This window comes from Flavobacterium sp. Root901 (genome assembly GCF_001429765.1).
In the GTDB taxonomy this organism is placed as follows: Bacteria; Bacteroidota; Bacteroidia; order Flavobacteriales; family Flavobacteriaceae; genus Flavobacterium.
This window is the reverse complement of record NZ_LMJB01000010.1, coordinates 161,347-174,892: the sequence shown is the minus strand read 5'-3', so window position 1 is coordinate 174,892 and position 13,546 is coordinate 161,347. Positions and strand designations below refer to the sequence as shown.

The window sequence follows — 13,546 nt, the reverse complement described above, 5'->3', positions numbered from 1 at the left end:
ATGTTGTGAGAATGTAAAATAAGTGTTATTAAGATGTCAAGTTAATTGGTTAAGCATTAAAACAATCAAAAATCTTTGAATCTTTGTTTCTATGAACTTCGTAAATCTTTAACATGAAAAAATCAATTCTTATTTTATTCATTTTTTCCAGCTTTTTTGCTTCTGCACAAAAAACAGAAAACATCATTATCATTACAACCGATGGTTTTAGATGGCAGGAAGTTTTTAAAGGATTAGATCAGGCAATTGCCAATGATAAAAAATTCAATCAGGGAGACAGTACTTATATTTATAAAAATTATGCCGGTTCAGATTTTGCGGCTTCCCGTCAAAAAATCATGCCTTTTTTCTGGTCTGAAATTGCCTCCAAAGGTCAAATTTACGGAAATCGCGATCTTGGTTGTAAAGTAGATGTTTCCAATCCGTATTGGTTTAGTTATCCCGGATACAGCGAAATTATGACCGGAAATGTGGACCTTCAGGTTAATTCTAATGGTTACAAACCCAATCCAAACGTAAATGTTTTAGAATACTTAAATAAACAATCCAGACTAAAAGGAAAAGTTGCCGCATTTGGCGCATGGGACGCTTTTGACAGAATTTTAAATGAAGAAAGAAGCGGTTTTCCTGTAATTTCTGCTTTTGATAATGTGGGTGGAAATAAGCCAACCCAAACTCAAAAACTCTTAAACGAAATGCGTAATAATTCGTTTAAACCTTTTCATGAAGATGAGTGCCTTGATGTTTTTACACATTATGAGGCAATGGACGAACTCAAAACAAAGAAACCAAAAATATTATATATTTCTTACGGCGAAACCGACGAATGGGGACATCACGGACATTACAGATCGTATCTTGATGCTGCAAATCAGGTTGATAAATGGATTAAAGAAATCTGGGATTTTGTACAAAATGATTCGCAGTACAAAAACAAAACAACTTTATTTATAACTGTTGATCACGGACGCGGCGACAAAATTAAATCGCAATGGACAGATCATGGTGCAGATGTAGAAGGCGCCTCGCAAATTTGGTTTGCCGCAATTGGACCTGAAATTGCTCCAAAAGGCGAAATCAAAACAGATTCTCAATTCTACCAGAAACAATTTGCTCAGACTTTTGCCAAAATTATGGGATATAATTTCACAACAGATCATCCTGTTGCTGACGAAGTCAAAGAAATTTTTGAGAAATAGTTTTTTTGCCGCGAATTGCACAAATATTCACGAATTATGATTTAGTAAAATCAGAAAAGAAATTGGTGTAATTCGTATAATTCGCGGCAAAAAAAATCATCATTCAGAAACATGCAGGGTTTTAAAAACCTTGCAGGACGAAAAAATCTCAGTACCTTAGCGTCTTAGAAACTTAGTCGCTTAAAAAAATGAAACAAATCACTTCAGTTCAAAATCCGTTTATAAAATCACTTGCTTTGTTGCAGGAAAAAGCAAAAGCAAGAAAACAAACCGAAACTTTTTTGATCGAAGGACAACGCGAAATTTCATTAGCCATTAAAGGCGGTTACAAAATTGAAACAGTTTTATTTTTACCGGATTTGATTACTGAAAATCAAATTAATAAATTAGTTGGTTCATCGGCTGAATTAATCGAAATCAATAAAGAAGTTTATCAAAAACTTGCTTATCGCGATACAACTGAAGGTATTTTGACTGTAGCCAAAACCAAATCACTGCAATTGTCTGATTTAAAATTATCCGATAATCCGTTAATTTTAGTAGCAGAATCTCTTGAAAAACCAGGAAATGTCGGCGCTGTTTTACGCACTGCCGATGCGGCAAATCTTGATGCCGTTTTAATTGCAGACCCAAAAAGCGATTTATACAATCCGAATATTGTACGATCAAGCGTTGGCTGTTTGTTTACCAACCAGATTGCAGTTGGAACAACAGACGAAATAATTGCTTTCCTGAAAGAAAAAAAAATCAGTTTTTATTCTGCCACTTTGCAAAATTCAACCTCTTATCATACCCAAAACTTCACTACTCCAACTGCTTTGGTTGTAGGAACAGAAGCCACAGGATTAACGCAAAAATGGCGTGATGCCGCAACTCAAAACATCATTATCCCAATGCAGGGCGAAATCGACAGCATGAATGTTTCGGTAGCTGCAGCAATTTTAATTTTTGAAGCCAAACGTCAGAGAGGATTTTAACTAACATCAAATTTTTAATTTATGAAGTACAAAATAGCACTTTTAGCCTTATTGTTTTGCTTTTCAGCATCGGCACAAATTACTAATCAGGAAGTTGATGATTTGGTAAACCGAACGATGAAAGCCTTTGATGTTCCCGGAATTTCGGTTGCCATTGTAAAAGACGGCAAAGTAGTCCTGGCAAAAGGATATGGTGTAAAATCTATTATAAAAAAAGAAAAAGTAGATGAAAATACACTTTTCGGAATCGCTTCAAACAGTAAAGCTTTTACAACTGCGGCATTGGCCATGCTGGTTGATGAAGGTAAAATAAAATGGGATGATAAAGTGATAAAATATCTTCCGGATTTTAAAATGTACGATGATTATGTTACCAAAGAATTTACAATTCGGGATCTGTTAACTCACAGAAGCGGGCTCGGACTTGGTGCTGGAGATTTGATGATCTGGCCTGACGGAAGTGATTTTACAGCCCAGGATATTATTCATAATTTACGCTATTTAAAACCGGTTTCGAGTTTTAGAACCCAATTTGATTATGATAATTTACTTTACATTGCAGCTGGTGAAATTGTACATGTGGTAAGCGGTCAAAGCTGGGCAGATTTTGTAGAAACCAGAATCATGAAACCGCTGCAAATGAACGGAAGTGTGGCTTCTATCAAACGTTTAAAAGATACTTCGAACGTAATTACGCCTCATGTGCCGATTGACGGAAAATTAAAAACCATTAAAAGATATGAAAATCAGCTTTTTGACGGAGCTGCCGGAATTTATTCCAATGTAAATGATTTGAGTAAATGGGCAATTTTACAGATCAATAATGGAAAATACGGTGATAAACAATTATTTTCTGAAAAGGAACATAATGAAATGTGGCAATTGCAAACTGTAATGCCTGCAAAAACAAAACCTCCTTACAATACTCATTTTGCAGGATATGGTTTAGGATGGTTTTTAAACGATGTAAAAGGTTATAAACAAGTGTCGCACACAGGAGGTTTAGAAGGAAATGTAACACAGACTACTTTAATTCCGGAACTTCAGTTAGGGATTATTGTTTTAACGAACCAACAATCGGGAGCGGCTTTTAATGCTATTACAAACACGATTAAAGACAGTTATTTAGGTATTAAATCAGAAGATTATGTTACGGTTTACAGCAGCAAAATGAAAGCCACTGAAGAATCAGCAGATAAAGTTACCGATGAAGTCTGGGCAGCAGTTGCTAAAAACAAAAAAGATAAATTAAAAACCGATTTTTCTAAAATTACAGGAACTTATAAAGACAACTGGTTTGGAGAAATTGCAATTACAGAGAAAAAAGGAAAGTTATATTTTACTTCAAAACGCTCTCCACAATTGGCCGGCGAAGTTTTTTTCTATAAAGAAGGAAACTATGTGGTAAAATGGGATAATGCTTTTTTTCACGCCGATGCTCATTTACTTTTCAAATACGATGAAAGCGGAAAAGTCATTAACTTAAAAATGCTTCCAATTTCTGAATTAACAGATTTTAGTTACGATTTTCAGGATCTTGACTTTAATAAAGAGTAATTTTTTTGTTTCAAATTTCAGGTTTCAGGTTTCAGGTTTTCATCAAACCTGAAACCTGAAACCTGAAACTTTTTTACTCTAAAATCAACAATTCAAAACCTTGTGTATGTTCTAAGATATTCTTATTTTTAGTACTTGAACTATGCCGTTATGATAGAAATAGATATTGAAAAAGAAAACAAAGCAATTGCGCACGAATACAAGGAATTACTGCGAATTAGTTATCAGACTTTAACACCTGCTGATAAAAAATTAATCCGGAAAGCTTTTGATGTAGCGGTTGATGCCCACAAAGAGCAAAGACGTAAATCTGGTGAAGCGTATATCTTTCATCCTATTGCAGTTGCAAAAATTGTTGCCTCAGAAATTGGTCTGGGAGCGACCTCTATTGCCGCGGCCTTATTGCACGATGTTGTCGAAGATACTCCGATAACTGTTGAAGATATTGAGCGTTTATTTAATCCAAAAGTAGCCCAATTGGTCGAAGGATTAACTAAAATCTCATTAGTTCAAAAAGACTTAAACGCATCGATGCAGGCAGAGAATTTTAGAAAAATGATCCTGACTCTGAACGATGATGTGCGAGTAATTTTGATTAAACTGGCAGATCGTCTTCATAACATGCAGACAATGGATTCGATGGCAGAATACAAACAGACTAAAATTGCCTCTGAAACACTTTATATCTATGCTCCGCTAGCCCATCGTTTAGGACTTTACAATATTAAAACCAAATTAGAAGATTTAGGGTTAAAATATACTGAACCAGCTGTTTATAATGATATTGTAAGCAAGATTAGGGAAACTAAAGAAGAACAGGATGCCTATATTAAAGACATTTCAGATGTTTTAAAGAAATCGCTTGATGCTGAAAATATTGATTACATTATAAAAGGCCGTCCAAAATCTATTTATTCGATTCGTCGTAAAATGCGTGCACAAAATGTAAGCTTTGATGAAGTTTACGACAAATTTGCGCTTAGAATTGTTTATAAATCAGATCCGCATGATGAAAAATTCATCGCCTGGAAAATATATTCTATCGTGACAGATCATTACAGACCCAGCCCAAGCCGTTTGCGTGACTGGATTTCATCTCCAAAATCTACTGGTTATGAAGCACTTCACATTACCGTTATGGGACCAAAAGGACGCTGGGTTGAAGTTCAGGTTCGAAGTGAACGTATGGACGAAATCGCCGAAAAAGGATATGCAGCACATTACAAATACAAAAATGGCGCAAGTGAAGAAAGCGGTTTGGATGTATGGCTGAACTTACTTCGTGAAGCTTTAGAAAATCCCGAAACTAATGCAGTCGATTTTGTTGAGGATTTTAAAATGAATTTATATTCAAAAGAAATCTTCATTTTTACTCCAAAAGGAGAAATTAAGTCTTTGCCAAAAGGAGCAACTTCTTTAGATTTTGCTTTTAGCATTCACTCAGAAATTGGAATTAAAACCAGAGGAACTCGCGTAAACGGACGCCTTGTTCCTTTAAATCATGAATTAAAAAGCGGCGATCAGGTTGAAGTCATTACTTCTGCCAATCAAAAACCAACGGTAAACTGGCTTGAATATGTAACCACTTCAAGAGCAAAAAATAAAATAAAAAATGTTCTTAATGAGAACACTAAAAAAATTGGCGAAGAAGGAAAAGAATTATTAACCCGAAAACTTAAACATTTAAAAATTACATTAAATGAACAAGTTACAAACGAGTTAGTAAATTTCTTTAAATTAAAAACCAGTTTAGATTTATTTTATCGCGTTGGAATTGGTGCTATCGAAAATCAACAATTAAAAGATTACGCAGCACAAAAAGGAAACACGTTTATTAATTTCTTTAAAAATAAAATTAAAAGAAATAAAGACACCACAGCTGCAGAAGATATTCACAAACCGGTTATCAGCAGTAATTACGACATGTTGGTTTTTGGAACTGAACATGATAAACTTGATTATAAACTTTCGCAATGCTGTAACCCAATTCCGGGTGATGACGTTTTTGGCTTTGTAACTATAAACGAAGGAATTAAAGTGCATAAAAAAGACTGCCCGAATGCGATTGGAATGCAGTCAAATTATGCTTACCGAATCATGAGTGCAAAATGGATCGATTCTTCTCAGGAAGAATTCAAGGCCATTATCAATATTACCGGAATGGACGTTTTAGGACTTACGAATCAGCTCACACGTGTAATTTCAAATAATATGAGCGTTAACATCCAGAGTATTTCATTAAGCACAGATGCCGGAATTTTTCACGGACAGATTGCTGTAATTGTGCAGAACAATACCATTTTGAAGAAAATGATTAATGCCATCAAAAAAATTGACGGTGTTGACAAAGTAACCAGAGAATACAGAACATAGTAAGTCGAAAGTTTAAAGTCTTAAAGTCAAAAGAAATACCCATTGTGACTATTTTTCTTAAACTAATTATATAAATATTTTTCATGAACGTAAATTCCTTAGAAATTCCAAAAATCAATTTTGATGAAAATGGAGAACTTTTAATTGTCGCTTCTGAATCTTCTTCAAAAGATGATTTTGATTTCTTTCAGGGAAAGTCTGTTATTCGTAATAAAAAACTAAAAACAAGATTTGCCAATTGCACAGAATGGATCGAATTTCCTTCTACTCAGGAAATGTATAAGATTTTAAAAGGAATTGGAAATATTGATAACTTTCTTGCCGATTTTGACGGAGAACCTTTCGAAGGAATGACTGTTAGATTATTTAATCCGAAAACAAAATTATGGAGCATTTACTGGGCCGATTCCAATTCCGGGACATTAGACAAACCCGTTGTAGGCTCTTTTGAAAATAAAATTGGACATTTTTTCTCTAAAGATATTTATGAAAACAAAAATGTAATTCAGGTTTTCAGATGGGATGCCAGGGATGAAAACAATCCGATATGGAGCCAGGCAATGTCTGACGATGATGGAAAAACATGGGAATGGAACTGGTACATGTATATGTCGAAATCCAGCTAGGAATATGTTAGTTTTATTTAAAATTAAAATATTTATGTTAAATTATTTTTTTTTGAACGTAGTAAAGTTTAACCTCGGAAAGACCTGAATTTACTGCTCTGCAGGTAATCAAAATCAATTTTAAACGTTAAACTTTAAACCCGAAACTTTTATTCATTAAAAATAAAAAATTATCTTTGCAGGATATGACACTTATTTCAACTGACAACACTAAGAATCAAGAAATTGTAAAAAATGTTTTTACTATGTATCTTGAACAAAAAGGGCATCGCAAAACTCCTGAGCGTTATGCTATACTTCAGGAAATTTACGATAGCGAAGAGCATTTTGACATAGAAAACCTATACATCAAAATGAAAAACAAAAACTATCGTGTGAGCAGGGCTACCCTTTACAACACGATTGAGTTATTGTTGGACTGCGCTTTGGTTAGAAAACATCAATTTGGACAAAATCAGGCTTACTACGAAAAATCATATTTTGATAAACAGCACGATCATATCATTATGACGGATTCCGGAGAAGTAATTGAATTTTGTGATCCAAGAATTCAAACCATCAAAAAGACTATCGAAGAAATTTTTGATATCGAAATTACAAATCATTCGCTTTATTTCTACGGAAACAAAAAGCAGAATTCAAATTCATAGTCTTTATTATTAGACTTTTTCAAAAAATTAAAAAAGAAAATTAACTACATAATCAGTAGGATAACTTCGATTGTCCTAACGCAAATTAAAACAGAATGACCGTAGATTTATTACTAGGATTACAATGGGGAGATGAAGGTAAAGGAAAAATTGTTGACGTTCTTACCTCAAATTATGATATTATTGCACGTTTCCAAGGCGGACCAAATGCAGGACATACATTAGAATTTGACGGAATTAAGCACGTATTAAGAACTATTCCTTCTGGAATTTTTCATAAAAATTCAGTAAATATCATCGGGAACGGAGTTGTAATTGATCCGGTAGTTTTTCAAAAAGAAATTGAAGGTTTAGAGAAATTTAACCTTGATATCAAAAGCAAATTAATCATTTCAAGAAAAGCACACTTGATTTTACCAACTCACCGTTTGCTTGACGCTGCTTCTGAAGCTTCAAAAGGAAAAGCAAAAATTGGTTCTACTCTTAAAGGAATTGGACCAACTTACATGGACAAAACGGGTAGAAACGGTTTGCGTGTTGGAGATATTGAATTAGAAGATTTCAAAGATCGTTACAGAGCTTTGGCTGACAAACATGAAGCAATGATTGCTTTTTATGATGTTAATATTCAATATAATTTAGCTGAACTTGAAAAAGAGTTTTTCGAAGCTATTGACGAATTAAAAAAATTAGATTTTATTGACAGTGAAGAATATATGCATCAGGCTCAAAAAGCCGGCAAATCTATTCTTTGTGAAGGAGCTCAGGGATCATTATTAGATGTTGACTTTGGAACTTATCCTTTTGTAACTTCATCAAATACTACTGCTGCAGGAGCTTGTACAGGTTTAGGAATTGCTCCTAACAAAATCAAAGAAGTTTACGGAATTTTTAAGGCGTATGTTACACGTGTTGGAAGCGGGCCTTTTCCAACAGAACTTTTTGATGAAGTTGGTGCTACAATGGCAAGAGTTGGTAACGAATTTGGATCTGTAACAGGAAGACAAAGACGCTGCGGTTGGTTAGACCTTGTTGCTTTAAAGTATGCAGTTCAGGTAAATGGAGTTACTCAGTTAATGATGATGAAAGGTGACGTTCTTTCTGGTTTTGAAACTTTAAAAGTTTGTACTGAATACAACTATAAAGGTCAAAATATTTCTCACTTCCCTTATAATATCGAGCCGGAAAATGTTACTCCGGTTTACAAAGAATTTAAAGGATGGAAAGCAGATTTAACAGGATTGACAACTTATGATGCGTTGCCAATCGAGCTAAAAGAATATATTGAGTTTATTGAAAAAGAAATCGAAGTGCCAATTAAAATTGTATCAGTTGGTCCGGACAGAAAACAGACAATAACCAAATAATACGCTAAACGCTCTGATAATCAGAGCGTTTTTTTTGGCTCCTTTTGAAATAAATTTTACCCTGAAAACTAGATTCAAATATTGTTTTTTATTTAAATTTAAAAATATTATTATATAAAAATAAAATGAGAAAAAATCCGGAAATAGAAATTACAGAGACTAAGCTGCTTTCTGATAATTGGTATATTCTTAATAAAATAACTTTTAATTATAAAAAAGAAAACCAACCGACAGAATCCCATATCCGTGAAGTTTACGATCGTGGAAACGGAGCTGGTATTCTTCTTTATAACAGTACAAAAAAAACCGTTATCCTGACAAGGCAATTTCGTTTGCCAACTTATCTTAACGGAAATAAAACCGGAATGATGATTGAAGTCTGCGCCGGACTTTTAGATAAAGAAAATGCTGAACAAGCAATTATTCGTGAAACCGAAGAAGAAACCGGATATCGTTTAAGCAAAGTTCAGAAAGTTATTGAAACTTATATGTCTCCCGGATCTGTAACGGAAATCTTGTACTTATTTGTTGGAGAATACGACGAAAACATGAAAGTAAGCGAAGGCGGCGGACTTGATGCTGAACAAGAAAATATTGAAGTTTTAGAGTTTACTTTTGATGAAGCTTATGCCATGATCGAATCTGGAGAGATAACAGACGCAAAGACCATTATGCTGTTGCAGCATGCCAAAATAAAAAATATATTGTAAGAAAAAAGCTTATTTTTTGCGAATTTGTTTATATTTGTTGCCTTAAAAGTAAAAGATATGACACATCAACAAATTCTCGATAAACTAGCCGCTAAACATCTTGTAAAATCTATTGACGATGATTTGGCGCGATTAACTTTTTCAGCAATGTGTTATCAAAAAGACATGGTGAGCCAGCTTGATTATTTATTGCCAAAATTGTTAAACCGCTGGAATTGCGCTTTAAATGCTGTTGAAGTTTCCAACAATTACAAACAAATTACCATTCTTGCCCTTTCTGTTCTTTTGCATAAATATGGTTTTAAAGACGAGACAATAAGTAAAAGAGCAATTGCTGCCGTCGATCTTTTGAATAAGGAAGTAGTTTTAAGTGATGATTTTTTTAGAAAATCAGAAGAAATAAAACAATTTATTTTATCCTCGCCAACACCTTTAAAGCGAAAACCATCTGTTCCAGAAAATATTACCTTTTACAGACAAGGAGACGTAATATCAATTGAGTTGGAGAATCATTATTATGCCGCCTATATTCATGAGATTTCTGACACAAACGAAAGTCCATTATTAGAATTTTATGACCATGTTTTTGATAAAGTTCCTACATTAAGAGAACTGGAAAATTTACCTGCAAAAGGGCAATTATTTGATGGCGTTATGAGAATTGCAAAATTTTCTGTTCATGGAATTAAATACAATCCAGATTTAGCAAATCAAATTCAATTAATAGCCGCTTGTGTGAAGAATCCACCTTCGGTTAAGCATTTAAAAAAAGCAATTGTGTATACGATAAGTGATTTATTTAAAATTCAAAATACAATAAAAAGTTTATTTCCGATTGAAAAATCTTAAATGAAAATCCCGAAACCAATTCAAAAAATTATGTAAGCTGTTTCTGGTAGTATATTTCTAATTTTACTCTTATAAAAATATACGACCTATGAAAAAGTTATATTACGCAGCCAACATCTTATTATTGTTAATGTTAGCTTTATTGGTTTCATGCAAAAAAAGCGAAACTGTTACAATAACTGAAAATAAAAAGCCAAAGAAAACAGTCGAATATAAAAAACCGGCATCATCCATTTCTTATCAGTTTACAAAATCAAAGGACTGGTTGAAAACAAATGAAGCAGACAACAGTAAACTCGATATTGTTTCTGCCATAAACAGAACGGATAAAGCGAATTTAAAAAAAATGGATTCCATACTAATTCCGACAGATTTTAGTGGAGATTTGGTTTATTATTTACCATTTCCATTACATGTTTCTGCGCTGGAACCTGTTTCTAAAATAATTGTTTTTTCATACCCAACACAAACATTTGCCGCTTATGAAAATGGCGAATTAGTGCGTACAGGTCCAACAAATATGGGAAGAAAAAAAGATCCGACACCAACAGGACTATTTTTTACAAACTGGAAAGCAGAAAAAACCACAAGTACCTTTAATGACGAATGGGAATTAAAATGGAACTTTAATATAGAAAACAAACTTGGAGTTGGTTTTCATCAATATGAACTGCCGGGTTATCCTGCTTCACATTCCTGCCTTCGATTATTAGAAAAAGATGCTAAATATCTTTATAAATTCGCAGATGAATGGATTTTGAAAGACAAAGAAAATGTAAAAGTAAAAGGAACTCCGGTTGTAGTTTTTGGAAGTTATAATTTTGACGGTTCAAAACCATGGCTTGAGGTAACTTCGGATCCAAAAGCTTTAAACATTTCTGAATCTGAACTTGAAAAAGAAGTTAAACCTTTTATCCAGAAGATTTTAGACAATCAAAAATTAAGAGAAGCAGAACCTTCAGCTTAATCTTAAATAAGATATTATATTAAAAATCAGCTAAAAACATTTTAATGTCCTGGCTGATTTTTTTATTTAAAGTCAAAACAGAATTTTAAATATCCTTTCTGTATTAGCTTATTTTTATTTACTATTTTAGTTCTACAATTTAAATTTCACATATAAAATGTCTAAAAAATTAATCTTATTGTTTTTATTATCAGGCTTTTTCTCAATAGCACAAACCAAAAACAATTTAAAATCAGAGACTTACACTACCAGAAAAGGTATTTATGAAATAAAATACAATCCGGAACATTGGATAAAAAATCCTGAGTCGCAAAATTGGGATGTTGAATTTCATGACAAATACAATTTATTAAGTGCTTACTTTATTGAATATGACCACTTTATTCCTGAGAAAAAACTCAAAAGCACTATTGAAGAGCAGTATAAAGAATTTGGAAAAATTAAAAATTTAAAAATTTCCAAGAAAAAAATAAACAATATTGAAGTAAATTATTTTAACTGCGAGCTGGATTACAATGATTTTTTATACAAATATCAAGGGTTTATTTATAACGGAAAAGGCGGTTCAATACAGTTTCAATATGGTGCTCAGGCAGAAGCAATGGAACAAAATCAAAATATTATTGACGAATTGAATAATGGGATTTCAATCGTAAATTAAAATAAAAAAGGCGTAAGAATTAATCTTACGCCTTTTTATTTAATTATAAACTAAAAAATTATCTCGAATAATTTGGAGCTTCTTTTGTAATTGTTACGTTATGTGGGTGACTTTCAGTAATTCCGCTTGACGTAATTCTAACAAAACGTCCAGACTCTTGTAAAGTTGGAATATCTTTAGATCCGCAGTATCCCATTCCGGCACGAAGACCACCAATAAATTGAAGCATACTTTCGTTTAATTCACCTTTGTAAGGAACACGACCCACAATTCCTTCCGGAACTAATTTTTTAACGTCGTCTTCAACATCCTGAAAATAACGGTCTTTAGATCCGGTCTGCATTGCTTCAACAGAACCCATTCCACGGTATGATTTGAATTTTCTTCCTTCAAAAATAATAGTTTCACCCGGAGATTCTTTAGTTCCTGCTAACAATGAACCTAACATTACACAATCAGCACCGGCAGCAATTGCTTTAGGAATATCTCCTGTATAACGAATCCCACCATCAGCAATAACCGGAACTCCGGTTCCTTTAATAGCTGCAGCTACTTCAAGAACAGCAGAAAACTGTGGAAAACCAACACCTGCAACGATACGTGTTGTACAGATAGAACCAGGTCCGATCCCAACTTTAACACCGTCAGCACCATTTTCTACCAAATATTTAGCAGCTTCAGGAGTGGCAATGTTTCCAACAATTACGTCAATTTGAGGAAATTTTGATTTTACTTCTTTTAATGTATTTACCACACCTTCAGTATGTCCGTGAGCGGTATCGATAATGATGGCATCAACACCCGCGTTTACCAAAGCTTCTGCTCTTAAAACTGCATCTCCGGTAACTCCAATGGCTGCAGCAACTCTCAAACGGCCAAAGCTGTCTTTATTAGCGATTGGTTTTTGAGTTAGTTTAGTAATATCTCTAAACGTAATTAAACCTACTAATTCGTTTTTAACGTTTACAACTGGTAATTTTTCAATTTTATGGCCTTGTAAAACTACTTCGGCTTGTTCTAGTGAAGTTCCTTCTGCAACAGTAACCAAGTTAGAACTGGTCATTACTTCAGCAATTGGTCTTGCACCGTTTTTTTCGAAACGTAAGTCACGATTGGTAACAATTCCTTTTAAGATTTTGTTTTCGTCAACGATTGGAATACCGCCAATTCCGAATTCTTTCATGGCATTTTTTGCATCTGCAATAGTTGAAGTCATTGGCAAAGTTACAGGATCAATAATCATCCCTGCTTCTGCACGTTTGACTTTTCTAACCTTCGCAGCCTGCTGCTCAATGGTCATGTTTTTATGTAAAACACCAATCCCGCCTTCTTGTGCCATAGCGATTGCCATTGCACTTTCAGTCACTGTATCCATAGCAGCAGATACGATTGGAACGTTTAATGTTATATTTCTTGAAAATTTTGATTTGATACTCACTTCGCGGGGAAGCACATTCGAGTAGTTAGGTACTAATAATACATCGTCGTAAGTTAAACCTTCGCCGATAATCTTGGAGTTGTGTGCTATCATGGTGCAATTTCTAGTTGAATTGCGTGCAAATATAGTGAATAAATTGCTAACTTAAATACTAAGTTATTCATAAATTTAC

12 protein-coding genes are annotated in these 13,546 nt (G+C 33.7%); 11 read left to right on the top strand and 1 reads right to left on the bottom strand.

Going from position 1 to position 13,546, the window contains the following annotated elements; genetic code table 11:
* The first annotated feature begins 113 nt into the window (after positions 1-113).
* The 11 genes from ASE21_RS20285 to ASE21_RS20235 all read left to right on the top strand — a co-directional run bounded on the left by ASE21_RS20285 (position 114) and on the right by ASE21_RS20235 (position 11,936).
* On the top strand, positions 114-1,199 hold the full coding sequence (locus ASE21_RS20285; RefSeq protein ID WP_057124515.1) for a phosphoglyceromutase: 1,086 nt from the start codon (positions 114-116) through the stop codon (positions 1,197-1,199).
* Positions 1,200-1,387: 188 nt separating this feature from the next.
* Entirely contained in the window at positions 1,388-2,176 is a 789-nt protein-coding gene (locus tag ASE21_RS20280; protein WP_057124514.1) for a TrmH family RNA methyltransferase, read from the top strand.
* A gap of 21 nt (positions 2,177-2,197) precedes the next feature.
* Positions 2,198-3,733, top strand: coding sequence for a serine hydrolase (locus tag ASE21_RS20275; protein ID WP_057124513.1), 1,536 nt, complete (start codon positions 2,198-2,200; stop codon positions 3,731-3,733).
* A 150-nt stretch (positions 3,734-3,883) separates the two neighbouring features.
* On the top strand, positions 3,884-6,106 hold the full coding sequence (locus ASE21_RS20270; protein ID WP_057124512.1) for a RelA/SpoT family protein: 2,223 nt from the start codon (positions 3,884-3,886) through the stop codon (positions 6,104-6,106).
* Positions 6,107-6,189: 83 nt separating this feature from the next.
* A complete protein-coding gene (locus ASE21_RS21675; protein ID WP_082603522.1) occupies positions 6,190-6,732 on the top strand; it encodes a hypothetical protein in 543 nt (180 codons plus the stop codon).
* A 185-nt stretch (positions 6,733-6,917) separates the two neighbouring features.
* The gene (locus ASE21_RS20260; RefSeq protein WP_026729002.1) at positions 6,918-7,382 is read left to right on the top strand and encodes a Fur family transcriptional regulator; all 465 of its coding nucleotides are present in this window, start codon (positions 6,918-6,920) and stop codon (positions 7,380-7,382) included.
* 95 nt (positions 7,383-7,477) lie between these two features.
* Positions 7,478-8,749, top strand: coding sequence for an adenylosuccinate synthase (locus ASE21_RS20255; RefSeq protein WP_057124511.1), 1,272 nt, complete (start codon positions 7,478-7,480; stop codon positions 8,747-8,749).
* Positions 8,750-8,874: 125 nt separating this feature from the next.
* Entirely contained in the window at positions 8,875-9,459 is a 585-nt protein-coding gene (locus ASE21_RS20250) for an NUDIX domain-containing protein (RefSeq protein ID WP_057124510.1), read from the top strand.
* A 57-nt stretch (positions 9,460-9,516) separates the two neighbouring features.
* Complete coding sequence (locus tag ASE21_RS20245; protein ID WP_128414734.1) at positions 9,517-10,308, top strand: hypothetical protein; 792 nt, start codon at positions 9,517-9,519, stop codon at positions 10,306-10,308.
* 88 nt (positions 10,309-10,396) lie between these two features.
* A complete protein-coding gene (locus ASE21_RS20240; RefSeq protein WP_057124508.1) occupies positions 10,397-11,275 on the top strand; it encodes a L,D-transpeptidase in 879 nt (292 codons plus the stop codon).
* Positions 11,276-11,432: 157 nt separating this feature from the next.
* Complete coding sequence (locus ASE21_RS20235; RefSeq protein WP_057124507.1) at positions 11,433-11,936, top strand: hypothetical protein; 504 nt, start codon at positions 11,433-11,435, stop codon at positions 11,934-11,936.
* 58 nt (positions 11,937-11,994) lie between these two features.
* Here the strand turns inward: ASE21_RS20235 and guaB are convergent, their stop codons facing one another.
* Positions 11,995-13,467, bottom strand: a complete 1,473-nt coding sequence (gene guaB, locus ASE21_RS20230) for an IMP dehydrogenase (protein ID WP_057124506.1) — start codon at positions 13,465-13,467, stop codon at positions 11,995-11,997.
* Positions 13,468-13,546: the final 79 nt, after the last annotated feature.